The sequence below is a fragment of the Tahibacter soli genome (assembly GCF_025717065.2).
Taxonomy (GTDB): Bacteria; Pseudomonadota; Gammaproteobacteria; order Xanthomonadales; family Rhodanobacteraceae; genus Tahibacter; species Tahibacter soli.
Genome location: NZ_JAOVZO020000020.1, coordinates 655,418 through 681,763 on the forward strand (window position 1 = coordinate 655,418; position 26,346 = coordinate 681,763).

Here is a 26,346-nt window from a genome sequence, read left to right on the forward strand (position 1 = left end):
GAGCGCACCGCGTGAAGCCCGCGTCATTTCCTATCCTGTCAGTTCTGGCAGCTACTTTGCGCACAAATTCAGTCGCATAACGTTTTCACAGATGTGAAAACGCCGCTTCGGGGGAGCCGTCATGAAAGCAATCCACTATCGTCTGGCGATCGCAACCGTTCTCGTCGTCGCGAGCGCGAGCGCCGTCGCGGGAACGCCGCGCGCGCGATCGGCCGCGGCGGGCGTCGACTCGACGATCACGCTGCTCGGCACGCCGGTCGCCGACGTCGCGCCGATGCCGTACGTATCGGCGCACGCGTCGGCCGGCTTCTCGCACAACGACGCGCTGCCGCTCGTCAACACGGGCGGCATCAGCGCCGGCGCGCTGACCGTGACGACGAGCTGGTCGAACGTCGGCGGCGCGGTGAACAACACGTCGACCGCGCAGACGGACAATGCGGGCGTCAGCGTCGCAGGTCTCGTGTCGCTCGCGCTCACCGATGTCGACGCGAGCGCAAGCGTCGCCGGCGGCTGCCCGGCCGGCGGCCTGCTCGACACCGGCACGACGTCGATCGGCAGCCTGACGCTCAGCGTACTCGGCCTGCCCGTACCGCTCGGCGCGCTGCCGAATCCGATTCCGCCGAACTTCAACGTCACCGTGCCGCCGACCGCCGGCATCGCGTCGGCGATGATCCGCCTCAACGAACAGCTCGCGAGCGGCGACGGCGCGATCGTGACTTCACTGGACGTCAACGCCGCGCATGTTGAACTGGACCTGCTCGATCTGCTCGGCCAGCCGACGCATGTGAGCCTCGTGGTGTCGAGCGCGTCGGCCAAGGTCGACTGCCGCACCGACGCGATTTTCGACGACGGTTTCAACGATCCGATCTGACTCCCCCAACTGCCGGAGTCCCCTGGTCCGAGGCGCGATTCCGGCAGCTTTTTTCAGGGTGTCCCGCGCCCGGCGACGCGTCCGTCGACATAGGTGGCGACGATTTTCAGCGCCGGCAGCTTCGCCTCCGGCGCGGTCAGCGGATCGGCGTCGAGCAGCACGAAGTCGGCGCGCATTCCGGGCGCCAGAGCACCGAGTTCCTTTTCCGCAAATTGCGCTTTTGCCGCATCGCGCGTGAAGCCGGCCAGCGCCTGCTCGCGCGTGAGCCGTTGCTGCGGCAGCCAGCCGCCGGCCGGCTTGCCGTCGAGATCTTCGCGCGTGATCGCCGCGTACAGGCCGAGCAGCGGGCTCACCTTTTCGACCGGAAAATCGGAGCCGAGCGCGAGCGGTACGCCGGCCTTGACGAAACGCTGCCACGCGTACGCGCCGGCGAGGCGCTTCTCGCCGAGCCGGGCCTGCGCCCACGGCATGTCGCTCGTCGCGTGGGTCGGCTGCATCGACGCGGTGAGCTTCAGTTGCGCGAAGCGCGGAATGTCGGCGAGATCGACGACCTGCGCGTGTTCGATGCGCCAGCGGTGATCGGTTTTCGCGTCGTCGCCGAGCGCGGCGGCATAGGCGTCGAGCACGAGGCGGTTGCCGCGGTCGCCGATCGCGTGCGTGGCCACCTGCACGCCGCAGCCCTTGGCCTTGCGCACGATGCGGGCGAGTTCCTCCGGCGACGTGACGAGAATGCCGCGGTTGCCGGGATCGTCGCTGTAGTCGGCGAGCAGCGCGGCGCCGCGGCTGCCGAGCGCGCCGTCGATGTAGAGCTTCACCGCGCGCATCGACAGACGTCCCGACGCGTGCGCGTACAGGCCGTTCCTGCACAGGGCGCCGAGCGCGGCGTGGTCGGCGTCGGCCATCGTGTAGATGCGCAGCGGCAGCTCGCCGGCGTCGGCGAGGCCGCGCAGCACGTCGAGATCGTCGAGGCTCACGCCGGCGTCGTGCACGCCGGTGATGCCGTTGGCGACGAGATCGGCGAACGCGAGGCGGTAGGCCTTGCGCTTGAGCTCGGCGTCGGGCGCCGGCATCGCGCCGTCGGCGAGCGCCGACGCGCCGTCGATCAGCACGCCGGTGGCCTTGCCGTCGGCGCGCACGATGCGTCCGCCGTCGGGCTGCCAGTCGCCGTCGAGCGACCGGCCGATCTTGTGCATCGCGGCCGTATTGATCCACGTCGCATGGCCGTCGATGCGTTCGAGCGACACCGGGCGGTCGGGAAACGCGGCGTCAAGATCGAGCGCGGTCGGAAATTCCTTGCGCTCCCACGCGTTCTGGTCCCAGCCGCGGCCGACGATCCACGCCTGCGGCGGCAACTGCTTCGCATGCGCCTGCAGGCGCTCGATGATCTGCGCCTTCGAGCGCGTGCCGCGCAGGTCGGCGTTGAGCAGCGAAAGACCGAGGCCGAGCACGTGCGCATGCGCGTCGATGAGGCCGGGCACGACCGTCGCGCCGTCGGCGTCGATCGGCGTGGCGTCAGGATATTTCGCGACGACTTCCTCGCGTGAACCGACGGCAACGACCCGGCCGGCGTCATCCCACGCGAGCGCCGTCGCGGCGGGCCTGGTCGCGTCCATCGTGTGGATTTTCGCGTTGACCAGCACGCCGGCCGCGTTCGCGGCGCCGGCCCAGCCCAAGGACAACAGCGCGGCGTACAGCAATCGATGCGGCATGAGCGGACTCCGGCAGGCGAAAGGCCGCACTGTGGCCCGCTGCGCGCCGCCGCGCAAGATTCCGACGGAGCCGCGCGCGGCATGGCACGGATCCCGAAAAAGTCGCGCGACGGATGATCGGCGAACGGCAACCCGCCGGTGCGGCATCGCTTTGTCGAATCCGGGTCATACTCCACCCGAAGGCAAGCGCAATGGGACCGCGGCGAGCCACCCGGGAAGCCATGCATGTTGAACAAAGCCATAGCGCTTGCTTTCGTTCTTGCCGCAACGGCCGGGGGAATGGCCGTCGCCGGACAATCTCGACCCGCCGATGGCGCCGTTGTCGACCCGAGCAAAGCGAACGACGAAAGCACCTGGGCGCAAGGGCCCTGGCAACCGCCTCACGGCTTGAAACAGTCTCCGATCTGGCCGGGCGCCGCGCCCGACAACGATGCTCGCGCGACCGCGCAAGAGAGAGTCGAGATCGCTCGGACGCCGGATGCGCTGGAAGGATCGACGTCCGAGGCGGCCTGGGATGTTTCGGTTCCGACAATGACCGTATTTCCGCCCAAGGGACGCAACACCGGCGCGGCAATCATCGTGTTCCCGGGCGGGGGATTCAGGGCCGTGGTCGTTACGAAGCAAGGCACGGAGATCTGCAACTGGATCGCCGCGAAAGGCATTACCTGCGTACTTCTGAAGTATCGCGTTCCGGCCCGGGAAAACCATCATTGGCCCGACGAATGCCCGTGCTATCCGCTTCAAGATGCGCAGCGAACGATCAAACTCGTTCGATCCAGGGCGCACGACCTTGGCCTCGACCCGACCAAGATCGGCGTCATGGGATTCTCGGCAGGCGGATTTCTGGTCGCGCAAACCAGCAACATCGTCGAGCCCGCCTACACCGAGGTCGATTCGGCGGACAAACTCAGCAGTCGCCCCGATTTCGCCGTCGCGTTCTATCCGGGCCACCTCTGCCGAGACGGCGATGTGCTGGAATCTTCGATCAAGGTTTCGAAGAACACACCCCCCACCTTCCTGCTGCAGGCCTGGGATGACGGTGTCGACCCTGTCTGCAACAGCACGATATACGCGCGGGCGCTCAACGCCGCCGGCGTTCCCAGCGAGGTTCATCTCTTTGCGAAAGGCGGCCATGCCTTTGGACTGCGCCGCATGGAACACCCTGTCGGCGCCAGCTGGCCTGCTCTGCTGGAAGCCTGGCTGCATGAAATCGGCGTATTGCCTCGAAAGGCCGCATCGGCCGGCGCAGACTGACCGTCCGTTCGTGCCGACTGCGTTTCGTGGCTCGGCCAGGGCCCTTGCGCCAAGCCCCGATCCGCGCGACGACAGCGCTTCGAACCGGTCGACGCGGCGAGATTGCCAAACGCGCGACCGCTCGGCCATGCTCCGCCGCATCAACAGGGGGTAACGATGAGCGAAACGGGCAAGACCGGCTATGCGCGCCGGCTGGGCGTGTTCGACGCGACGATGGTCGTGGTCGGCGGCATCATCGGCGCGGGCATCTTTCTGAATCCCGCGGCGGTCGCGTCGCGCACCGAATCGGCCGGCATGACCACGCTCGCGTGGGGCGTCGGCGGCCTGTTCGCGCTGGCCGGCGCGTTCATCTTCGCCGAACTCGGCGCGCGGCGCCCGCAGGCCGGCGGCGGCTACGTCTACCTGCGCGAAGCGTTCGGGCCGCTCGTCGCGTTCCTGTTCGGCTGGATCATGCTGCTGGTCAACTATTCCGGTTCGATCGCCGCGGTGGCGACGATGTTCGCGACGTACGCATGCCGCCTCGCGGGCCTGCCGGACAATACCAACCTCGTGCCGCCGGTCGCGGTCGGCGCGATCGTGCTGCTGGCCGGCATCAACTACTACGGCATCCGCGCCGGCGCGCTCGTGCAGAACGTGTTCACGGTGCTCAAGCTCGCGGCGGTGGTCGCGGTCGTCGTCGCGGGCCTCGCGCTCACCGGCGTCGGCGACGGCGCGAACGTCGGGCGCGCGCTCGACACGCAGGCGAACTTCGGCAACGCGATGCTGCCGGTGCTGTTCGCGTACAGCGGCTGGTCGTATATCAACAACATCGCCGGCGAGATCCGCGATCCGCAGCGCAGCATCCCGCGCGCGCTCGTGCTCGGCATGCTCGCGTGCACCGCGTGCTATCTCGTCGCGAACTTCGCCTACCTGCACGCGCTCGGCCACGCCGGCCTCGCCGCGAGCACGGCGCCGGCCGCCGAACTCATGCAGCGCGCGTTCGGCCCGACCGGCGCGAACCTCATCGCCGCGGGCATCGCGATCTCGACGTTCGGGTTCTGCAATATCGCGCTCCTGTCCGGCGCGCGCGTGTTCCAGGTGATGGGTGCCGACGGCGTGTTCTTCCGCGGCGCCGCGCACATTCACGAAAAGCACCGCTCGCCCGATATCGCGCTGTTCGGACTCGCCGGCTGGGCCGTGATCCTGACGCTGTCGGGCACATACGGGCAGCTCCTCGACTACGCGACCGTCGGCGACTGGATCGGCGCGGCGATGGTCGGCGCGACGCTGTTCTACTACCGCCGCCGCGAAGGCGCCGACGGCGTGTTCCGGGCGCCGGGGTTTCCGCTGCTGCCGGTCGCCTTCATCGCCGCGGTCGGGTGGGTCGTGGCCTCCAGCGCGATCGCCAAGCCGCGCGACACGCTGATCGGCCTCGCCATCATCGCGGCCGGCGTGCCGGTGTACTACGCGTGGCGCCGCTTCGGCGTTCGCGCATAGCACTTTGTAAACAAAGCCGCGTCGCGCGGACGCCGCCGCGGCACCGTCGCCCCGGTCCACAGCGGCCGCGGCGCCGTGCGACAATCCGCTTCTGACCCGCGGAGCAAGCCCATGCGCGACCCCCAGAACAAAGCCGGCAAGGAGCCGGCGCCGGCCGCCCCCGCGGCGGCGACCGGCCCGATCGAACTCACCATCAACGGCGAGAAATTCCGCCACACGGGCGATCCTGAAATGCCGCTCCTGTGGTACCTGCGCGACGTACTGCGCCTGACCGGCACGAAGTACGGCTGCGGCGTCGGCCAGTGCGGCGCCTGCACCGTGCACCTCGACGGCAAGGCCACGCGCGCGTGCCTGATCCCGATGGCGGCGCTCGCCAACCAGTCGATCACGACGATCGAAGGCATCGCCGGACCCGACGACCTGCACGCCGTGCAGCAGGCGTGGATCGAACACGACGTGCCGCAGTGCGGCTATTGCCAGGCTGGCCAGATCATGGCGGCGGTCGATCTTTTGAAGCGCAAGGCGCAGCCGTCCGACGCCGACATCGCGAGCCTGACCAACCTGTGCCGCTGCGGCACGTACCCGCGCATCCGCAAGGCGGTCAAGCGCGCGGCCGAACTCATCGCCGGAGCCAAGTCGTGAGCGCGAAACTGTCGCGGCGCCAATTCGTCAGCGTCATGCTCACCGCGAGCGGCGCGCTCGTCGTCGGCCTGCGCCCGGCGCTCGCCGGCCCGCCGCCGAAGGTGCCGATGGACATGCTCGGCGAAGCGCTCACATCGCTCGGCGCGTTCGTGCGCATCGAACGCAACAACCGCATCGTCGTCGGCGCGCGCGGCTGCGAAATCGGCCAGGGCGTCATGACGTCGCTGCCGATGCTGATCGCCGAGGAACTCGACGCCGACTGGAATCGCGTGCGCGTCGAACAACTGCCGTACGGCTACGAAATCGGCGTCGACGGACCGCGCAACCGCTACGGCGAACAAGGCGCAGGCGGTTCCACGAGCATACCGAACGGCTGGAAGGACCTGCGCCAGGTCGGCGCGGTCGCGCGCTGGCTGCTGATCGAGGCGGCCGCGCAGCAGTGGCAGCTGCCGCGCGAGCGCATCACGACCGAAGCCAGTCACGTGATCCACCCCGACGGCTCGCGCATGCCGTACGCCGAACTGGTCGAACGCGCCGCGGCGATCCTGCCGCCGGCCGAGGCCGTGCCGCTCAAGAAGCCCGAAGAATTCCGCATCATCGGCAAGCCGGCCAAGACCGTCGACGCGCGCGCGATCGTCACCGGCAAGGCGCAGTACGGCATCGACGCGTACGTCGGCGGCGCGCTCGTCGCCGCGATCGTGCGCTGCCCGCACCTGGACGGCTCGCTCGCGTCGTTCGACGACGCGCAGGCGCGCAAGGTCGACGGCGTCGTCGACGTGTTTGCCATCGAAGGCCCGGTGCCGGGCTCGGCGTTCAATACGAATCTCGCGGCCGGCGTCGTCGTCGTCGCGGCGAACACCTGGGCCGCGCTCAAGGCGCGCAGCAAACTCAAGATCGAATGGAAGCCCGGCCCGTGGGCCGAGGAATCGACCGCGCGGCTCGCCGCGGCGGCCGAAGAGGCGCTCAAGGGCGAAGGCCTCTCGCTGCGCGCCGACGGCGACATGGCCAAGACGCGCAAGGCGGCCAGGCGCACGCTGAACGCAAAGTATACGGTTCCATTTCTCGCTCACGCGACGATGGAACCGCCGCACGCGCTGATCAAGCTCGAACCCGACCGCGCACTGCTCGTCGCGTCGCTGCAGGACCCCGACGACGCGTCGACGACGATCGCCGATCTCACCGGCCTTGCGCGCGAGAACATCGAGATCCGCATGACGCGCGCCGGCGGCGGTTTCGGCCGGCGGCTCAAGAACGACTACGTCGCCGAAGCGGTGATGGTGGCGAAGAAGGTCGGCAAGCCGGTCAAGCTCATGTGGTCGCGCGACGACGACCTGCGCCACGACTTCTACCGTCCGTTCGGCGTGCACCGGCTCGAAGCCAACCTCGACCGCAAGAACCAGGTGATCGGTTTCACCCACCTGTGCGCGGCGACGCCCGTCGCCTACCGCAACGCCTCGCTCAGGGAACGCCCGGCGAACACGAGCGTCCTCGACGCCGACGCGTTTCCGGCCGGCCTCGTCGCGAATTTCGACAAGCGCTTCTTCACGCTCGAGTCGGGCATGCCGCGCGGCTGGTGGCGCGCGCCGTCGCACACGTTCCAGGCGTTCGCGACCGAAAGCTTCATCGACGAGATCGCGATAGAAACGAAGCAGGACGCCGTCGCGCTGCGCCTGGCGCTGCTCGGCGAGCCGCGCGAGATCGACTACCGCGGCCATGGCGGCCCGAAGTTCGACACCGGCCGTCTGGCCGAAGTGCTGCGCCGCTGCGCCGACGCGATCGACTGGAAGCGCAGGCGCACCGACGGCCGCGGCGTCGGTATCGCCTGCCACTTCACGTTCGGCGGCTACACGGCGCATGCGTTCGAAGTGTCGGTCGACGGCAGCGACCTGAAGATCCATCGCGCGGTGTGCGTCACCGACGTCGGCCGCGTGGTCAATCCGCTCGGCGTCGAGGCGATGATGATCGGCGGCACGATCGACGGCATCTCGACCGCGCTGAACCTTGCGATCACGGTCAAGGACGGTCAGGTACAACAATCCAGTTTTGCCGACTATCCCATCGGCCGCATGGCGCAGATGCCGAACGACGTCGAAGTGATCGTCGTGCCGAGCGAGCGCGAGCCGGCCGGCGCCGGCGAAATGGGCGTGCCGACCGTGGCGCCTGCGCTTGCCAACGCGATCTACGCGGCGACGACCGTGCGCGTGCGCGAGCTGCCGATTCTGCCGGAGCTGCGGCGCAAACTTTGACGACGCACCGGTCGGGAGCCGCGACTATTCCGCGTCGCAGTTCTCGACCGCCTCCATCGCGCGATCGGCCGTTTCCTTCGCCGTATGCGCGTTGTACAGGCCCACGTACGCGCCGTATTTGCGCGCGAATTCCGCACCGGCGCTTTCGTCCGGGCTGTAGGCGCGCGCAAAGCGCGTCGGCTTGCAGCGCACGACGTTGTGGCCGCGCTGCGACAACTCGCGCGCCGCGAGCTTGCCGCGCTCGATCGGATCGCGCGGCGGCGCGGGCAGGGCCAGCCGCGGCGCGATCTTCAGCGAGCCGTCGGCGTTGTACAGCGTCGGCGCCGCTGGCGTTTCGACGACCGCCTCGGCACCCTCGCCCGGTGCGGGCGGCGCGACCGGCCGCGCGGCGCGTTCGGGCCTCGGCGGCGCCGGCGCGTTGCGCGCGGTGCCGGCCGGCGGCGCGGTCACGGCGAGCGGCGGCAATTCGTGTACGGCGGTTTCGGCGACATCGGGCGGCGGCGGCAGTTCGATCAGGCGCACCTGCACGACGCCGCTCGCATGACGATCGCCGAACGCGGGCGGTCGCATCCACTCGCGCGTGAGCAGCATCAGCACGATCTGCGCGACGAGCGCGATCGCGAGCGCGATGCGCATGCGCCGGCGATCGATCTCGGGCGGGCGCCAGCGGATCTCGTGCAGCAACTGGCGCCGCGCCGGCAGCACGCGACCGGCCGCGACGGCGGGGTCGGCATGGTGCGGGTCGGCGTGACGCGCGGCGGCGCTGGCGGTCGAATTCGAGGACATGCGCCGCCAAGTGTAGTCGGCACCGTTGCATGAAATAGCCGCACGCCGTTCGCGCGGTCACGAACGAGACAGCGAAGCCAGCGGTGTTGCGCCGATCGCGCGAAGGTCAAGTGCCGCGAGAGGGCGTCGCGCGCGGCGCGACGGCGGTCTACCATGGCCGTCCCCACCCCGTGAGGCGATTCGTCGTGAAGTCTTATCTCGCGCCATTGCTGCTCGTATCGCTGGTTCCGTGCGCTCAGGCCGCGGACGGCCCCGCGATCGATCCGAAGCTGTTGTCCGAAGAAGTCAAAACCCTGTCGTCCGACGCGTTCGAGGGCCGCGGCCCGGCGACCGCGGGCGAAACCAAGACCGTCGAATACCTGAGCGCCCAGTTCAAGGCAGTGGGTCTCGCGCCCGGCGGCGATCTCAAGAACGGCAAGCGCGAATGGACGCAGGCCGTGCCGCTCGCGCGCTCGGAGATCCAGGGTCCGATCAAGCTCGAACTGAAAGCCGGCGGCATGGAGCAGCTGCTCAAGCAGGGCGAAGAGATCGCCGTGCGCGCGGCGCAGGACGGCTCGGCGCAAGTGTCGTTCGAAGACGTGCCGCTCGTGTTCGCGGGCTACGGCGTCAAGGCGCCGGAGCGCAACTGGGACGACTTCAAGGGCGTCGACCTCAAGGGCAAGATCGCGATCGTGCTGATCAACGATCCCGATTTCGAGACCGGCAAGGGCGACTTCGGCGGCAAGGCGATGACGTACTACGGCCGGTGGACGTACAAGTACGAGGAAGCCGCGCGCCAGGGCGCCAAGGGCCTCCTGATCGTGCACGAAACCGCGCCGGCCTCGTACGGGTGGGCGACGGTGAAAAACTCGAACACGAACACGATGTTCGACATCGTGCGCGACAAGCCCGCCGCGGCGCATCCGGCGTTCGAAGGCTGGATCCAGCGCGACTTCGCGGTCGACCTGTTCAAAAAGAGCGGCCTGGATTTCGACGCGCTCAAGAAGCAGGCGCAGACGCGCGAGTTCAAACCCGTGGTGCTCAAGGACGCGACGCTGTCGGCGAACTACGCGGTCAACCGCGAAGTCATCACGTCGCACAACGTCGTGGGCCGGCTCGAGGGCACGAAGCGTCCGGACGAAACGATCGTCTACAGCGGCCACTGGGATCATCTGGGCGTCGGCGCGCCCGACGCGAAGGGCGACAAGATCTACAACGGCGCGGTCGACAACGCGACCGGCATCGCGTCGCTGATCGAACTCGGCCGCGCGTTCGCAAAGGGCCCGAAGCCGGAACGCTCGATCGTGTTCCTCGCGGTGACGGCCGAAGAAAAGGGCCTGCTCGGTTCGGAATACTACTCGGCCAATCCGCTCTACCCGCTCGCCAGCACCGTGGCGGTGCTCAACGTCGACGCGCTGAGCCCGTACGGCCCGACGCGCAACTTCACGACGTCGGGCAGCGCCAAGCAGGAACTGCTCGACCAACTCGTGGAAACGGCGAAAAAGTGGAATCTCGCCTACGAAACGGACCCGAAGCCGGAGGCGGGCCATTTCTTCCGCTCCGATCACTTCCCGTTCGCCAAGCGCGGCGTGCCGGCGATTTCGTACGGCTCGGGCGACGACTGGATCGACGGCGGTGTCGAAGCGGGCAAGAAGGCCGAAGACGCGTACACGGCCGACCGCTATCACCAGCCGGCCGACGAATGGGAGGCGAGCTGGCCGTTCACGGGCCTCGTGCGCGACCTGCAGGTGCTGCACGCGGTGGGCGCCGATCTCGCCAATTCCACGCGCTGGCCGAATTGGGATGCGAACTCGGAGTTCCGCGCGGCGCGCGATGCGACGGCGGCGCAGCGGAAGTGACGAGAGCCCTCTCCCCCAGGCTTGCCTGGGGGAGAGGGTTGGGTGAGGGGGCGACGCGTCGCAATTCGTCGAACTCGACGCAAATTCCGGCGTCATCCCCCTCACCCGACCTCTCCCCCAACCGCAGTTGGGGGAGAGGAGCCATCCTCCTTACGTTTTGATATTTCGTTGAATATTTAACGAAACCCGTCACCCTCGACGGGTTTCTCTTCCGGCACCGGCAGGTTGAGATTCAACACCGGCGGCGTCTCTTCCGCCGCCGCAGCCGCAGCAGCCGCCTGCTCCGCACGCCGCACGGTCACGGCCTTCAGCGGCGCCTCGAACCGCAGCTTCTTCAGACCCTCCGGGTTCGGCGGTGCGTAACCGAACCCGCAGCCGCCAATGAACAGCACCCACGTGCACGTGATCTGGCCGCCGTCCTTCGTGCGCATGGTCTTGCTGACGATGTTGCGCCGGATGAATTCGTCGAGCAGCGTTTCGTCGTCGGACGGCCAGTATTCTTCGAACTTCGTCGCCGTATACGGCAACGGCGAGTCGTGACGCAGGATCGGCGAGGCCACGACCTTCGGCGCGCGGAACTCGAAGAACGGCCCCATCGCGGGTTCGGCCTCGAGCTTGGGCAGGTCGAGCCGGCCGTCGGGCGCGTACAGCCGCACTTGCGGCGTCGAATCGGCAACGGGCGCGGCCGGCGTCGCCGGTGCGCGATTCGTGCGCGGCGGCGCGCGGCGCGCCGACGGCCGTGCCGGCGTCGGCGCGGATACTTGAAGCGGTTCGACTTCGTCGATCGGCGGCGGCGGCGACAGCACCGGCTCGACCGGCTCGACGAGGCTCACGACGATCACGTCGCTGCGGTCTTCCGGCGCGACCCTGAGCCGCATCCAGTCGCGCACGAACCACAGCCCGATCAGATGCAGCAGCAATGCGACGACGAACGCGACGGCAATGCCGCGGCGGTCGTACGGCGGCCGGCGCCAGCGCACGCTGCGCAGCCAGGCGCGGCCTTCATAGTCGAACGGCAGCGCCAGCGCCGCGGTCCGCGCAGGATCGCCCGGCGCGCCCGCAGGCTCGCTGTCGCGGAGAGACGAAACCGGCTGCGAGGACATGGAGGGCGACCGCGGGAAGTCGGGGGAGCTTAGCCGAGCGCGGCTAAATCGCGGCTAACCGGCGCCGCGAATGAATATTTCCACGAATATTCCACACTCGAAAAAAATACGGGCACCCGAAGGTGCCCGTAGTCCCGAAGCCGGCATCATCCCGATACCGGGCCGGCGGCCGTTGGAGTGCCGCCGTAGTGCGGCCGACGTTACTCGGCCGGTGTCACATCGCTGTCGACGCGAACCCGCAGGCGGTTGCCCGGATGGTGGTCCATCGTCGTGTGGTAGGTGCGGCCCTCGTAGCGGTACGTGACGTCGTAGCCGACCACTTCGTCGCTGCCGCGATATTCGGTCTGCGTGCGGCAGCGCGTGCGGTAGTCGGTCTCGTAGTAGCCGCTCGTCTCGTAGTAGCCGCCGTCGCGACGCGCGCGGTCGTGGCCGATCGAACCGCCGATCAGCGCGCCGGCGATCGTCGCGGCCTTGCGGCCGTCGCCCTTGCCGACCTGGTTGCCGAGCGCGCCGCCGATCACGGCGCCGAGCAGCGTCGAACCGGTGGAGTCGCGGCGCGCGGTATAGCCCGGAACGTAGCGATCGACCGGTTCGTCATAGCACACGTCGCGGCTGACCGGACGGCGATTGCTCTCGACGATGGGATCGACGTCGACGACGGTCGCCCAGTCGTACCCGACGTCGCGGCCGCGGCTGTAGTAGCCGTCCTGCCACGCCATCGCGGAGCCGGCGAACGCAAGGCCCGCCGCCAAAGCCAGGGTGGTGTGGATACGCTTCATACTGACGCCTCCTGCGAGCCCAATGCCCGCTTGCGTGGCGATCAAAGTAGGCTCCGCGGACTGAATTACCAGTTAATTCCGGCGGTTGCCGCGCGTTCATTCAGCTGCGGGTTGCGCTTGTAACTAACTGCAAAGTGGATTTTGCCAACCAGTCGGCAGCTCTGAGTGCGACGTCGTACGCACAACGCCCCAGCAACGGCCCGACATGGCTCGCCTCGGGCAATTCGACGAGCGTCGCGCCCCAGGCATGCGCGAGCGCGACGCTCGCGCCGACCGGCACGTCGTCGTCGCGACCGCTCGCGATCACGAGCACCGGACACGCCGGCGGCGCGACCGCGACGCCCGCGCGCGCCTCGCGCAGTACCGCGCCCGACTCGTCGCGCCAGCGCCGGAACGCGTACAGCCGGGCGGGTTCGTCCGCATCGGGCATCGCACGCACGGTGCCGCGCCACGACCGCGCCGTGCCCCACGGCACGACCGCGCGCGCGTCGGGCGCGGTCGGCGCGGCGGCGAAGCCGAGCGGCGGCACGGGATTGACGAGCACGAGCGCCGAGGCATCGATGTCGCGCGCGACCATCGCCGCGACGAGACCGCCGAGACTCGCGCCGATCAGCACCGGACGCGTCAGCGAAGACGCGCACGCGCGCATCGCATCGACGTAGTCGGCCAGATGCGTTCGTGCGATTCCTGCCGGCGTCGGCATCAGATCGGGCGCCTGCGTGCGCCAGCCGGCGACGCCGAGCGCATGGCGCCACACGTTCCACTCCCAGCCGCCGCCGCCCGCGCCGTGGATCAGCAGTGCATCGCGTACGGGCGCTCGTTCGATCGTTCGCATCGCGCGATTATCGGCGGCGCGAACGCCTCATGCGATGGCGCGGATCGGACGCGCACGCTACCCTGCCGCGGTTATGCGCTCGCGCGTCCATCATTTCGGCGACTACCAACTCGATCCCGCGGCGCGCGAACTGCGCTGCGCGGGCGCGTTCGTCGCTTTGCCGCCGCGCGCGTTCGAATGCCTCGCCTATCTCATCGAACAGCGCGAGCGCGCGGTCGGCCGCGACGAACTGATCGCCGCGGTGTGGGGCAAGGCCGACGTTTCCGACACGCTGCTCGCACAGACGATCCTGCGCGCGCGCCGTGCCGTCGGCGACACCGGCAACGAACAGCACGCGATCCGCACCGTGCCGCGCTTCGGCTATCGCTGGGTGATGCCGACCGAAACGCTGACGAACGACACCGCACCGGTCGCGGAGACGACGGCACCGGTCGCGCCCGCGACACCCGTCGCCGCCGAACCGCCGGCGATCGCGGCGCCGCCGCGACCGCGCCGCATCTGGCCGGCCCTCGCCGCCGTCGCGCTGATCGCGGCGACCTCGCTCGGCATCGCGCTGTGGCCGTCGGCCGCGCCGCCGCCCGCCGCCGCGGCCAGGGCGAACGCACAGGGCGCGGCGATCGTGCTGCCTGTCGACGTCGAGGAAGGTCCGGAGTGGGCGTGGGTGCGCCTGGGCGTGATGGATTTCGCCGCATCGCGCCTGCGCGCGCGCGGCCGCGCGGTGCTGCCGAGCGAAACGACGCTCGTGCTGCTGGCGCGGCGCGACGGTACCGGCGACGCGCTCAGGCTCGCGCAGGACAGCGGCGCGCCGCTCGTGCTGGCGCCACGCGCGCGCCTGATCGACGGCCGCTGGCAGGTGCGGATCGACGCGCACGCCGGCGACGCGCCGCTGCAGCGCGTCGAGGCGAATGCGGCAAACGTGCTCGACGCGACGCGGCTCGCGCTCGACCAGATCGTCGGGCCCGCGCACGGCGAAGCCGCCCCCGACCAGCGCGCCGAACGCCTGCAGCGCGCCGAGGCGGCGATGCTCGCCGACAACGTCGACGCCGCGCGCCGCGAAATCGCTGCGATCGCGGCACCCGACGACGACGCGGAACTGATCTACCGCCGCGCGCAGATCGATTTTCGCGCCGGCGACTACGAATCGCTCGACCGGCGCCTGCTGCCGCTGCTCGACCGGCTCGACCCCGCGCGCGAACCGCGCCTGCGGGGCTTCGTGCTGAACGGCCTCGGCTCCGCCGCGGTGCGGCGCAACCGCATGGCCGACGCGCAGCGCTGGTACGGCGAAGCGGTGGAACGCTTGAAACCGCTGAACGAAACGCGCGCGCTGGGCCAGGCCTATACCGGCCTCGGCATCACGCAGGCCGCGCAGCGTCAGTTCGACGCCGCGCTCGCGACGTTCGCGCAGGCGCGCGTCACGCTCGAGACGGCCGGCGACGCGCTCGGGGTCGCGCGCGTCGACGCCAACCTCGGCATCGTCGACGTCGAGCGCGCGCGCTATCCCGAAGCGATCGCCGCGCTGCGCCGCGCCGCGGCGCGCTTCGCCGCGTTCGGCGCGGTCAACGAACAGCTCACGACGCTGATCGGCCTCGCCCGCGCGCAGCTCGAATCGCTCGCGCCCGCCGACGCGATGCAGACGGCCGACGCGTTCTGGTCGCTGGCCGGCCGCAGCGCGAGTCCGCCGCTGCGGCACCAGATGGCGGTCGTGCGCGCCGACGTGCTCGCGCACTGCGGCCGTCTGATGGAAGCCCGCGCGCTGCTCGGCGGCCTGATGAAGGAAATCGATCCGACCGCCGAAGCCGACACGCTGGCGCGCGCGCAGGCCGTGCTCGCCCGGCTCGCGTTCGCCGACGGCGATACGGTCGAAGCGCTGCGGTTGACGAGCGCGGCCATCGAAACGCTGCCGGGCGAACAGTTCGAGCGCGAACTCGCCGAGCTGCGCCGGCTGCGACTGCGCGCGCTGCTGCTGCTCGAACGCGCGGACGAGGCGCGCGCGCTCGTCGTCGAGTTCACGCAATGGGCCGAGGCGAACGGCAACCCGTCGGCACGGATCTACGCGCAACTCGCCGCGGCCGAGCTCGCCTGGCACGCGGGCCGGCGCGACGAGGCGCGCGCCGCGTACGAAAAGGTCTTGAGCGACGCGGAGGCCGCGAACATCCCGATCGACCTCGCCGCCGTCGTGCAGAGCTACGGCGGCGCGCTGCTCGAAGCCGGCGACCGCGCGGCGGCGGCGCCGGTGATCGCGCGCGTGGCGCGCTGGGCCGACGCCGACTACGGCTGTTCGATGCTGCAGGTGTGGTCGTACTGGGCGCAAGGCGACGAGCGCGGCTGGCAGGAGGCGCTGGAAAAGGCGCGCCGGCTCGCCGGCGAGCGCCCGATTCCGACCGCACTGGCCGAACCGCCACGGCCTCTGTCGTCGCCGTAGCACTCGAATGTGACGGAGTTCCGCTTCGGCCTCGACAAAAAACACCGTCGAATCAACGAAGTGATGGAAAAGTAAGGCAACGTGAAACCTGCCGGCATCGAGCGCGAAAGCGCCCGATGGTCGGTGGCGAATACTCGAACGGCCCGCCGCTCCGGGTCGATCGCTCCAGCCGCGACCGGCCCGGCGACCCCGCGGCGGGAACTCTTTCGGGGCCATCGAGGATTTCGTTCATGCGCATTCGCGTTATCGCCGGGCTGATCAGCCTGACCTTGTGCGGCGCCGCCGGCGCGGCAGGTACCTTCACGTCGCTCAATCTGCCGAACAGCCAGCTCGTCACGCTGTCCGAGCACGGCCGCGTCGCCGGCGGCAGCTACATGGGCGGCGGCGCCTGGCGCTGGACCGCGGCACGCGGCGCGCAGGACTTCGACGGCTACTCCGGCATGAACGGGATGAACAGCTGGGGCCAGCCGCAGGCCGGCCAGCACGAGGACGCGAACGGCGTGCTCGTCGCGGCGCTCGCCTACAGCAATTCCAACCTCGTCGAACCGACGCTGCTCGGCGGCCTGCCCGGCGGCGTGGCGCTCGACGGCACGCTCAGCTCGGCGTACGACGTCGCCGACGACGGCACCGCCGTGGGCCTCGCCTTCACCGCCGACAACGCCGTCGCGTTCCGCTGGCAGGGTCCGACCGGCATGGTCGAGCTGCCGCGCATCGACACCGACGGCGCGTCGCGCGCCAACGCGATCAGTCGCGACGGCAAGGTGATCGTCGGCTGGAACGACACGGCCGAAGGCTTTCGCCGCGCGGTGAAATGGGTCGACGGCAACATCACCGAGTTTCTCGACGCGGACGGCCTGCAGGTCGGCGAAGCGCTCGCGACGAACCGCGACGGCAGCGTGGTCGTCGGCGAAGGCGCCGGCAAGATGGGCGACGAAGCATGGCGCTGGACCGCCGCCACGGGCGTGCAGGCGATCGGCATCATCGGCAGCGGCAGCTTCTTCGATCGCGCGTACGCGTTCGGCGTCAGCGACGACGGCAACCTCATCGGCGGCGCGAGCGGCTTCGGCTTCGACCGCAAGGCGGTCGTATGGACGCCGGCCGGCGGCATGCAGCTGCTGACCGACTTCCTCGCCGCGCGCAACATCGCGGTGCCCGACGGCTGGACGCTGAACTCGGTCACGGCCGTTTCCGGCGACGGCAAGGTGCTCGGCGGCTGGGGGTTCGACGCGACCAACCAGTTCAACTCGTTCATCGTCGAACTCGATCGCGTGCCGGCGCAGCGCGCCGTCGTCGAGGCCAAGGGCACGGTCGTGTGGAACGACCTGACCGCCGGCCCGTTCGCCGGCCTGCCGCTCGAAACGCCGGTCACGATGAGCTTCAAGACGAACCCGGAAGGCATCGAGATCGATCCGGGCAGCTTCGTGCGCTACCCGATCGACGTCGCAACGTTCAAGCTCGAAGCCGGCAACGGCAGCGATACGCTGGTCGAGACGCAGGCCGGTCCGCTGCTCGGCATCGCCAACGACTATCCGCTGTCCGACGGCATCCACATTTTCGAATCGCCGCTCGCGACCGCCGGCACGAGCATGGAGTTCGAACTGTTCAACCCGGGCGGCAACCTGTTCGACTCGACCGACATCAACAACGTCAACCGCACGATGGGACCGGAACTGTTCGAGAAGGTCGGCTGGTCGGTGTTCCAGGGCCAGGGCGGGCAGTTCTCGATGTCGATGATGCTCGAATCGGTCACGATCGAAGACGAGTGCGCGATCTTCTGCGGCCGCTTCGAAGATTGACGAAAGCGCGGCGTGCGAGCGTTCGGCCCGACAGGGGTGGGCCGAACCTCCACCACCGGCCCGCGCGCCGCCGTTTCGCCGCCCCGCGCCGTATCCCCGGCGCGGGGCGTTTTCCATTTTCCGTTCCTACACCGCATCCTGTTGCGCATCGCAACTTGACGCTTGTGTGACAAGCGGCAAGGCTATGACCCACGGCAGCCCCGAAGCGGGTGCGGCCGTACCCGCCATGACCGCCCGCCCGAGCGCTTTCGCTCGCTGCGGTCGCGCTCGACAAGAGCGGACGACCATGACGGCCCTTGAAACCATGCATCCGCTGGGAGGGTCACGTCATGCCTTACGCCACAGACGGCATCCGAAACATCGCGCTCGTGGGCCACGCGAGCGCGGGCAAGACCACGCTGTTCGAAGCGCTGCTGCAGGCCGGCGGCGTCATTCAGACGCAAGGCTCGGTCGAGCGCGGCACGACGGTTTCCGACTTCGATCCGATGGAAAAGGAGCGCGGCCATTCGGTTGCGGCGGCCATCGCGTCGATCGACGTCGGCAACTGCCACATCAATCTCGTCGACACGCCGGGACATCCGGAGTTTCGCGGCCCGACGCTGTCGGCGCTCGCCGCGGTGGAAACCTGCGCGATCGTCGTCAACGCGCACAACGGCGTCGAGCACAGCACGCATCGCATGATGGAATATGCCAAATCGCGCGATTTGTGCCGAATGCTCATCGTGAACAAGATCGACGGCGCGAACTGCCGCAAGGTCGTGGAACAGCTGCGCGAGGCGTTCGGCCCGGAATGCCTGCCGATCAACCTGCCCGCGCAGGACGGCAAGTCGGTCGTCGACTGTTTCTTCAAGCCCGACGGCGTCGCCGATTTCGACAAGGTGGCCGACGCGCACCAGCGCATCATCGACCAGGTGGTCGAGATCAACGAAACCGTGATGGGCCATTATCTCGACGAGGGCGAGTCGGGCCTGTCCGGGCAGGAACTGCACGACGCGTTCGAGCAATGCCTGCGCGAAGGGCACCTCGTGCCGATCTGCTTCGTCTCGGCGCGCACCGGCGCCGGCGTGAAGGAACTCCTGGACCTCATCGACCGGCTGCTGCCGAACCCGAAGGAAGGCAACCCGCCGCCGTTCGTCAAGGGCAGCGGCGCCGACGCGGTGCAGATCGAGGCCACGAACGACGCGAAGGGGCACGTCATCGCCGACGTGTTCAAGATCGTCAACGACCCGTTCGTCGGCAAGCTCAGCGTGTTCCGCGTCTACCAGGGCACGGTGAAGAAAGACACGCAGCTGTTCATCGACGACGGCAAGAAGCCGTTCAAGGTCGGCCACCTGTTCAAACTCAAGGGCAAGGATCACACCGAGATCGACCAGGCGATCCCCGGCGACATCGCCGCCGTGGCAAAAATTGAAGAAATCCACTTCGACGCCGTCCTGCACGACTCGCACGACGAGGACCAGATCCACCTGAAGCCGCTCGACTTCCCCGTCCCGATGTTCGGACTCGCGGTGGAACCGGCGCACAAGGGACAGGAGCAGAAGCTCGCGACCGCGCTCGGCAAGCTCGGTGAGGAAGATCCGTGCTTCCGCGTCGAGCACAACAAGGAGCTCAACGAAACCGTCATCCGCGGCCTTTCGGACCTGCACCTGAAACTGACGCTCGAACGCATGAAGGAGCGCTACGGCGTCGAAGTGAAGTCGCGCCCGCCGCGCATCGCGTACCGCGAAACGGTCGGCGCGAACGCCGAAGGCCATCACCGCCACAAGAAGCAGACCGGCGGCGCGGGCCAGTTCGGCGAAGTGTTCCTGCGCATCGAACCGCTCGAACGCGGCGCCGGCTTCGAATTCGTCGACGCGGTCAAGGGCGGCACGATCCCGGGCCAGTTCCTGCCGGCGGTCGAAAAAGGCGTGCGCCAGGTGCTCGAACACGGCGCGGTGGCCGGCTACCAGATGCAGGACGTACGCGTCATTGTGTACGACGGGAAATATCACCCGGTCGACTCGAAGGAAATCGCGTTCATGACGGCCGGCAAGAAAGCGTTTCTCGACGCGATCAGCAAGGCGCGGCCGACCCTGCTCGAACCCGTGGTGAATCTCGAGGTGTTCGTACCCGACGCGCAGATGGGCGACGTGACCGGCGGCCTTGCGAGCAAGCGCGCGCGCATCAGCGGCACCGATTCGGCGCGCGGCGGCGAAATCATCATCAAGGCGCAGGTGCCGCTCGCGGAAGTCTCCGACTACCAGACCGAACTCAAGTCGATGACCGGCGGTCGCGGTCGCTATGCGATCGAGTTCAGCCACTACGAGCCGGTGCCGCCGCAGGTGCAGAAACAGCTCGTCGACGCGTACAAGCCGAGGCATGAAGAAGACTGATCGCCTCGAACCGCACGGGTGGCGGATTTTCCCGCCGCTCGTGCGGGCCACGCTATACAAAACGAACGGCTTGTACCAATCGATTCTCGCGGGGCACCGCCGCACCGCCCGGCAAGCAGAGGAACCGGCAGCACTGGGTCTCAAGACGGAATATTCGGCGCCGGCAGCCGTGAGATAGTCCGCCGCTGGAACGAATCGTGAACGCCATGCGCGCCGGACTTCTCAACCGCAAAATCCACTATTGGCTGTCCGTATGGCTCGCGCTGCCGATGGCGCTGATCGCCGTCACCGGGCTGCTGCTGCAGTTCAAGAAATCGCTGCCGTGGGTGCAGCCGCCCGAGCAGAAGCGCGAACTCGCGCTGCCGATCGCCGACTGGACCGTGCTGCTGGCCGCGGCGCAAGAGCATCCCGATCTCGCGGTCGACGAATGGCGCGACGTCGAACGCGTGGAGCTGCGTCCGTCGAAGGGCCTGATCAAGCTGATCGCGAAATCCGGCTTTGAGGCGCAGTTCGACGCGCACACCGGCGAACTGCTGCAGGTGCTGCCGCGACGGTCCGACACGATCGAAGCGCTGCACGACGGCTCGTGGTTCGGCGGCACCGTGAAGTTCGGCTGGTTCGCGACGAGCGCGATCGGATTGTTGCTCGCGACATTGAGCGGCATCTGGCTGTTCGTCGAGCCGTACATCGCGAAGGCGCGGCGTCGGCGGCGGCTCGCGCAGCACTAAAAACGCCCGGTCGACCGGCGATGCGCCGCGCGGTCGACGTCTCGCGTCCCTACGCCTTTCACAAGATCGTCCGGCGGCTTCGCGTCGAATGCGCCACGGCTGCCGCGCCAAGCCGATAGCGAACCGCTATCGATACGATTCGATCATTCGATTTTCCCTATCGTCACGCGGCCGCTAAGGTTCGTTCGTCCCCTACGGAGCCGCAAGCCATGACCGACAAGACCCTGACCACGGCCGCGGGCCGCCCGATCGCCGACAACCAGAACAGCGAAACCGCCGGCCCGCGCGGCCCGGTGACGCTGCAGGATTTCTGGCTGATCGAGAAGCTGGCGCATTTCGACCGCGAACGCATTCCCGAACGCGTCGTGCACGCGAAGGGCTCCGCCGCCTACGGCACCTTGCGCGTCACGCACGACATCACGCGCTTCACTCGCGCAAAGGTGTTCGAGGCGATCGGCAAGGAAACGCCGGTCTTTCTGCGCTTTTCCACCGTCGCCGGCGAACGCGGCGCGGCCGACGCCGAACGCGACGTGCGCGGCTTCGCGCTGAAGTTCTACACCGACGAGGGCAACTGGGACCTCGTCGGCAACAACACGCCAGTGTTCTTCATCCGCGATCCGCTGAAATTTCCGGACTTCATTCACACCCAAAAGCGCGATCCGGCGACGAACCTGCGCAACGCGACCGCCGCGTGGGATTTCTGGACGCGCCACCCCGAATCGCTGCACCAGGTCACGATCCTCATGAGCGACCGCGGCCTGCCGAAGAACTATCGCCAGATGCACGGCTTCGGCTCGCACACGTACAGCTTCGTCAACGCCGCGACCGAGCGGTTCTGGGTCAAGTTCCACTTCAAGTCGCAGCAGGGCGTCGAAAACTACACCGACGCAGAGGCCGCCGATCTCGTCGGACGAGACCGCGAAAGCGCGCAGCGCGACCTGTACGAATCGATCGAACGCGGCGACTTTCCGCGCTGGTCGGTCAAGGTGCAGGTGATGACCGAGGCCGACGCCGCGGCGTATCGCATCAATCCGTTCGACCTCACGAAGGTGTGGCCGCACGCCGACTACCCGCTGATCGACGTCGGCGTGCTCGAACTCAATCGCAACGCGGCGAACTATCACGCCGAGGTCGAGCAGGCCGCGTTCAATCCCGCGAACGTCGTGCCGGGCATCGGCTTCTCGCCCGACCGCATGCTGCAGGGCCGTTTGTTTTCGTACGGCGACACGCAGCGCTACCGCCTCGGCGTCAATCACGGCCTGTTGCCCGTGAACAAGCCGCGCTGCCCGTACCACAGCGCGCACCGCGACGGCGCGATGCGATTCGACGACAACGGCGGCTCGGATCCGAACTATCAGCCGAACGGGCGCGGCGGTCCGACCGACGACGCCGCCTACGCCGAACCGCCGCTGCATGCCGCGTTCGGCGGCACGGTCGCGCGCTACGAGCATCGCGAAGACGCCGACTATTACAGTCAGCCCGGCGCGCTGTATCGACTGATGACGCCGGCGCAGCGCGACGCGCTCGTCGGCAATATCGCACGCCATATCGCGAGCGTGCCCGACGACATCAAGCTGCGCGCGATCGCGCACTTCGCCAAGGCCGACGGCGAATACGGCGCGAAGGTAAAAGCCGCGCTCGGGTTGTGACTGCCGGCGCGACGGCTCCGCCGGGGCCGTCGCGCTTGCCATCGACACGGCGCAACCGCTAGCGTTCGAGCACCACGACGAGCGACGCCGCCATGACCATCCACTTCGCGCTTGCACCGCTGATCGCCCTGATCGCCGGCATTCTGATTCTGATCAGCCCGCGACTCCTCAACTACATCGTCGCGCTGTATCTCATCATCATCGGCGTGATCGGGCTGTTTCCGAACCTGCGACTGTAGCGTCGCTCAGACGCCGCGCCAGCGGTAGCCGACGCCCGGCTCGGTTTCGAGCCAGCGCGGCGCGGCGGCGTCGTCGCCGAGCTTCTGACGCAGCTTGCCGACGGCAATACGCAAATAGTGCGTATCTTCCACATGCGTCGGTCCCCACAGTTCGCGCAGCAGCTGCTGCTGCGTGACCACGCGTCCGGCATGCCGCACGAGCAGTGCGACGATCGCGTATTCCTTGCGCGTCAGATGCACCGCCGCGCCGTCGAGCGTCACTTCGCGCCGCGCGAGATCGATGCGCAAACGCCCGTCGTCGTACACCGGCGCGGCCGTTTCGCCGGGCCGCCCGCGCAGCAGCACGCGAATGCGCGCGGCCAGTTCCTCGACGCCGAACGGCTTGGTCACGTAGTCGTTCGCGCCGGCGTCGAGCGCGCGCACCTTCTCCGACTCGCTCGCGCGCACCGACAGCACGAGCACCGGTACCGCGCTCCATTCGCGCAACTGGCGCAGTACATCGTGACCCTCGATGTCGGGCAGGCCGAGGTCGAGCACGACGAGGTCGATGCTGCGCGTCGCGGCGCGTTCGAGGGCTTCGTGCCCGGTCGCCGCGAGCAGCGTCGCGTAGCCCTGCGCGCGCAGGCTGATGTCGAGAAACTTGCGGATCTGCGGCTCGTCGTCGACGACGAGCACGCACGGCAGGGCGGCGTCGTTCATGCGCGGAGTGTGTCAGCGGCGCGCGCGCGTGTCGACGCTCAGGTGTCGGCGTCCACGTCGGGCTGCGGTTCGGCCGTCAGCGGCAGCACCACGCGTATCGTCGTGCCCACGCCGTCGTCGCCCGGCAACGCCTGCACCGCTCCGCCGTGCGCGCCGATCATGCCCTGGCAGATCGACAGGCCCAGGCCGGTGCCGTGCTTGCCGCGATCGCCGCGCTCGACCGAATAGAACATGTCGAAGATGCGCGCGCGCTCGTCTTCGGGAATGCCCGGCCCGGCGTCGGTCACGTCGATCGTCAGCTCGCCGCCCGAACGCGTCGCGCGCACGCGCACCGGCGCGCCCGCCGGTGAAAATTTTGCCGCGTTTTCCATAATATTGAACAGCGCCTGCTCGATCAGCGCCGGATGCACGTACATCAGCGGCAGCCCGGGCTCGATGTCGCGTTCGAGCGGCGTTTCGGGAAACGCCTTGCGCAGACGCAGCGCGCACGCGCCGACGATCTCGTCGAGCGCGACCCAGTCGCGCGCGAGCTTGAGCGTGCCGTGACCCAGTCGCGTCATGTCGAGCAGGTTCTGGATGTAGCGGTCGAGCCGCTGGCCTTCGGCGACGATGCCGCCGAGCAGTTCGTCGCGCTCGGTGCCGGCCATGCGCTCGCCGTAGCGCTGCAGGCTCTCGGCCGAGCCGAGCATCGCCGCGAGCGGCGAGCGCAGGTCGTGCGACACCGACGACAGCAGCGCCGCGCGCAGGCGCTCGGTTTCGCCCTGCACGCGCGCGTTCTCCAGCTCGTCGGCCAGCAGCGTGCGCGCGAGCGCCTGCGCGATGTCCTGCACGATCGCCTGCACGAGATCGCGCCGCTGCGGCGTCAGCACGGTTTCCTCGCGCGGCAGGCGCAGCGCGATGACGCCGAGCTTGCGGCCGTCGCCCGTCATCGGCAGCAGCCAGCAGCCCGACGCGTTCAGCGTGTCGGTGTAGCGGCCGGCCGGCTGGTCGTGGTTGAGCGCCCAGTCGGCGGCCGCGCGGTCGGTCGCGCCGAGCGCGAACGCGGCCGGCATCGCCGCGGCGATCGCGAGCGGCTCGTTCGCGGCGGCCGGCGTCAGCACGGCCGCCTCGGCGTCGAACGCGCGCGCGAGCGTGCGCGCGCCGATCGCGGCGACCTGCCCCGCATCGGCCGCGGCGGCGAGATCGCGGCCGAGACGTCCGAGCAGGCTCGCGTGCGCGTTCGAGTCGCGCAGCATCTGCACCTGCGCGGCAAGACGCGTGGCGAGCCGCGAACAGATCAGCGCCGTGGCGAGAAACAGGATCACGGTCAGCGCGTCGTTGCCGTTGGCGATCGCGAGCGTGTAGCGCGGCGGCGCGAAGAAAAAGTTGTAGCCGAGAAAGCACACCACCGCGCTGAACACCGCCACGCTCATGCGCGAGCGCACCGCGACGATCAGCACCGCGACGGTGAAGATCTGCGACAGGTTCGACACCGACAGATAGCGGTCGGCCAGATGCGCGAGCGCGAGCGCGGCGAGCGACACCGCGAGCGCGAAGCCGTAGTCGCGCCACGGCCCGCGCGGCGTCTGCAGCGCGCGGCGCGACTTCGCGCGCGCGATGGGCGTGGCGACGATCGTCAGTTCCACGTGCGCGCCGCGCGCGAGCAGCTGCTGCGTCAGCGTGCGGTTGAACAATCGCGCGAACGGCCGATCGCGCGTGCGGCCGATCACGATCGTCGCGACGCCGTTGCGCGATGCGTAGCCGAGCAGTTCGTCGGCGACGTCGACGCCGCGCAGCGTCTCGACGTCGCCGCCGAGCCGTTGCGCCAGGCGCAGCGATGCGTCCAGGCGCGAGCGACGCTCCGGGTCGGCGGCCTCGCGGCCCGTTTCGACGTGCACGATCGTCCACGGCGCCTGCCGGCGTTCGGCGACGCGACGCGCGATGCGCACGAGGTATTCGCTATTCTCGCTGCCGTCGATCGCCGCGAGCACGCGGCGCCGCACCGGCACCGCGCCGCCGCCGAGCGCGGTCTGGTATTCGCGCAGGTCGGCATCGACGCGATCGGCAACGGCCTGTACCGCAAGCTCGCGCAGCGCGGTCAGGTTCGACGCGGTGAAGAAGCGTTCGAGCGCGCTCGCCGCGAGTTCGGGCAGGTACACCTTGCCCTGGCGCAGCCGCGCGATCAGCTCGCGCGGCGGCAGGTCGATCAGCACCACGTCGCGCGCACGGTCGACGAACGCGTCGGGCACGGTTTCGCGCACGCGCACGCCGGTGATCTGCTGCACGACGTCGTTCAGGCTTTCCAGATGCTGGATGTTGACGGTGGTGTAGACGTCGATGCCGGCCGCGAGCAGGTCTTCGATGTCCTGGTAGCGGCGCTCGTGGCGGCTGCCCGGCACGTTGCGGTGCGCGAGTTCGTCGACGAGCACCACGCGCGGACGGCGCGCGAGCGCGGCGTCGACGTCGAACTCGTCGTGCGTGCGACCGGCGTGCGTCATCGCGCGGCGCGGCAGTATTTCCAGACCGTCGAGCAGGCTCGCGGTATCGGCGCGGCCGTGCGTTTCGACGAGGCCGACGACGACGTCGACGCCCTGGCGCGCGAGATCGCGCGCGGCCGACAGCATCGCGTAGGTCTTGCCGACGCCGGGCGCGGCGCCGAGAAACACCTTGAGCCGGCCGGCGCCGTCGTGATCGAGCTGGCCGAGCAGCGCGTCGGCTTTGGCGTGGCGTTCGCGGTCGGTGTCGGTGCTTTCTGCCATGTTGAAATTGTCACCGATCGGTCAAAGCCATCTCCCCCAACTGCCGTTGGGGGAGAGGGTTGGGTGAGGGGGTGGCGTATCGCACTTCGTCGAGGTCGAGGAAAACCGCAGCGTCGCCCCCTCACCCCAGCCCTCTCCCCCAAGCAAGCTTGGGGGAGAGGGAG

The 26,346-nt window shown here is 68.9% G+C and carries 19 protein-coding genes; 12 read left to right on the forward strand and 7 right to left on the reverse strand.

Annotation, left to right across the window (positions count from 1 at the left end):
* Nucleotides 1-121 precede the first annotated feature (121 nt).
* Nucleotides 122-871, forward strand: a complete 750-nt coding sequence (locus tag OD750_RS23925) for a hypothetical protein (protein ID WP_263545215.1) — start codon at nucleotides 122-124, stop codon at nucleotides 869-871.
* 53 nt (nucleotides 872-924) lie between these two features.
* Here OD750_RS23925 and OD750_RS23930 read toward each other — a convergent pair whose 3' ends face one another.
* Nucleotides 925-2,580 (reverse strand): amidohydrolase, encoded by a 1,656-nt coding sequence (locus OD750_RS23930; protein ID WP_263545216.1) that lies wholly within the window; start codon nucleotides 2,578-2,580, stop codon nucleotides 925-927.
* A gap of 225 nt (nucleotides 2,581-2,805) precedes the next feature.
* Here OD750_RS23930 and OD750_RS23935 point away from each other — a divergent pair, with 225 nt between their 5' ends.
* The 4 genes from OD750_RS23935 (at nucleotide 2,806) to OD750_RS23950 (ending at nucleotide 8,198) form a co-directional block, all read left to right on the forward strand.
* Nucleotides 2,806-3,834 carry an alpha/beta hydrolase gene (locus tag OD750_RS23935; RefSeq protein WP_263545217.1) on the forward strand — a complete coding sequence of 343 codons (1,029 nt, stop codon included), beginning with the start codon at nucleotides 2,806-2,808 and terminating at the stop codon, nucleotides 3,832-3,834.
* A gap of 156 nt (nucleotides 3,835-3,990) precedes the next feature.
* Complete coding sequence (locus tag OD750_RS23940) at nucleotides 3,991-5,310, forward strand: APC family permease (protein ID WP_263545218.1); 1,320 nt, start codon at nucleotides 3,991-3,993, stop codon at nucleotides 5,308-5,310.
* Between the two features lie 111 nt (nucleotides 5,311-5,421).
* Nucleotides 5,422-5,952, forward strand: a complete 531-nt coding sequence (locus tag OD750_RS23945) for a (2Fe-2S)-binding protein (protein ID WP_263545219.1) — start codon at nucleotides 5,422-5,424, stop codon at nucleotides 5,950-5,952.
* Entirely contained in the window at nucleotides 5,949-8,198 is a 2,250-nt protein-coding gene (locus OD750_RS23950; RefSeq protein WP_263545220.1) for a xanthine dehydrogenase family protein molybdopterin-binding subunit, read from the forward strand. The genes OD750_RS23945 and OD750_RS23950 overlap by 4 nt, the downstream gene beginning before the upstream one ends.
* Before the next feature lie 24 nt (nucleotides 8,199-8,222).
* Here the strand turns inward: OD750_RS23950 and OD750_RS23955 are convergent, their stop codons facing one another.
* Nucleotides 8,223-8,984, reverse strand: coding sequence for a hypothetical protein (locus tag OD750_RS23955; protein ID WP_263545221.1), 762 nt, complete (start codon nucleotides 8,982-8,984; stop codon nucleotides 8,223-8,225).
* A 185-nt stretch (nucleotides 8,985-9,169) separates the two neighbouring features.
* Here OD750_RS23955 and OD750_RS23960 point away from each other — a divergent pair, with 185 nt between their 5' ends.
* Entirely contained in the window at nucleotides 9,170-10,822 is a 1,653-nt protein-coding gene (locus OD750_RS23960; protein ID WP_425508258.1) for a M28 family metallopeptidase, read from the forward strand.
* 176 nt (nucleotides 10,823-10,998) lie between these two features.
* Here OD750_RS23960 and OD750_RS23965 read toward each other — a convergent pair whose 3' ends face one another.
* The 3 genes from OD750_RS23965 to OD750_RS23975 all read right to left on the reverse strand — a co-directional run bounded on the left by OD750_RS23965 (nucleotide 10,999) and on the right by OD750_RS23975 (nucleotide 13,539).
* Nucleotides 10,999-11,925 carry a hypothetical protein gene (locus tag OD750_RS23965; RefSeq protein ID WP_263545222.1) on the reverse strand — a complete coding sequence of 309 codons (927 nt, stop codon included), beginning with the start codon at nucleotides 11,923-11,925 and terminating at the stop codon, nucleotides 10,999-11,001.
* Between the two features lie 200 nt (nucleotides 11,926-12,125).
* Nucleotides 12,126-12,704, reverse strand: coding sequence for a glycine zipper 2TM domain-containing protein (locus tag OD750_RS23970; protein WP_263545223.1), 579 nt, complete (start codon nucleotides 12,702-12,704; stop codon nucleotides 12,126-12,128).
* Nucleotides 12,705-12,804: 100 nt separating this feature from the next.
* The gene (locus OD750_RS23975; protein ID WP_263545224.1) at nucleotides 12,805-13,539 is read right to left on the reverse strand and encodes an alpha/beta hydrolase; all 735 of its coding nucleotides are present in this window, start codon (nucleotides 13,537-13,539) and stop codon (nucleotides 12,805-12,807) included.
* A 73-nt stretch (nucleotides 13,540-13,612) separates the two neighbouring features.
* Here OD750_RS23975 and OD750_RS23980 point away from each other — a divergent pair, with 73 nt between their 5' ends.
* The 6 genes from OD750_RS23980 (at nucleotide 13,613) to OD750_RS24005 (ending at nucleotide 22,745) form a co-directional block, all read left to right on the forward strand.
* Nucleotides 13,613-15,961 (forward strand): winged helix-turn-helix domain-containing protein, encoded by a 2,349-nt coding sequence (locus tag OD750_RS23980; protein ID WP_263545225.1) that lies wholly within the window; start codon nucleotides 13,613-13,615, stop codon nucleotides 15,959-15,961.
* Between the two features lie 230 nt (nucleotides 15,962-16,191).
* On the forward strand, nucleotides 16,192-17,757 hold the full coding sequence (locus OD750_RS23985) for a hypothetical protein (protein WP_263545226.1): 1,566 nt from the start codon (nucleotides 16,192-16,194) through the stop codon (nucleotides 17,755-17,757).
* 329 nt (nucleotides 17,758-18,086) lie between these two features.
* Entirely contained in the window at nucleotides 18,087-20,129 is a 2,043-nt protein-coding gene (gene fusA, locus OD750_RS23990; protein WP_263545227.1) for an elongation factor G, read from the forward strand.
* 206 nt (nucleotides 20,130-20,335) lie between these two features.
* The gene (locus OD750_RS23995; protein ID WP_263545229.1) at nucleotides 20,336-20,857 is read left to right on the forward strand and encodes a PepSY-associated TM helix domain-containing protein; all 522 of its coding nucleotides are present in this window, start codon (nucleotides 20,336-20,338) and stop codon (nucleotides 20,855-20,857) included.
* 209 nt (nucleotides 20,858-21,066) lie between these two features.
* Entirely contained in the window at nucleotides 21,067-22,506 is a 1,440-nt protein-coding gene (locus tag OD750_RS24000; protein ID WP_272842134.1) for a catalase, read from the forward strand.
* Nucleotides 22,507-22,598: 92 nt separating this feature from the next.
* Nucleotides 22,599-22,745, forward strand: coding sequence for a DUF3096 domain-containing protein (locus tag OD750_RS24005; RefSeq protein WP_263541157.1), 147 nt, complete (start codon nucleotides 22,599-22,601; stop codon nucleotides 22,743-22,745).
* Between the two features lie 6 nt (nucleotides 22,746-22,751).
* Here the strand turns inward: OD750_RS24005 and OD750_RS24010 are convergent, their stop codons facing one another.
* Together OD750_RS24010 and OD750_RS24015 are read right to left on the reverse strand one after the other, a co-directional pair.
* Entirely contained in the window at nucleotides 22,752-23,444 is a 693-nt protein-coding gene (locus tag OD750_RS24010) for a response regulator (RefSeq protein ID WP_263541158.1), read from the reverse strand.
* 38 nt (nucleotides 23,445-23,482) lie between these two features.
* A complete protein-coding gene (locus OD750_RS24015; RefSeq protein ID WP_263541159.1) occupies nucleotides 23,483-26,182 on the reverse strand; it encodes a sensor histidine kinase in 2,700 nt (899 codons plus the stop codon).
* Nucleotides 26,183-26,346: the final 164 nt, after the last annotated feature.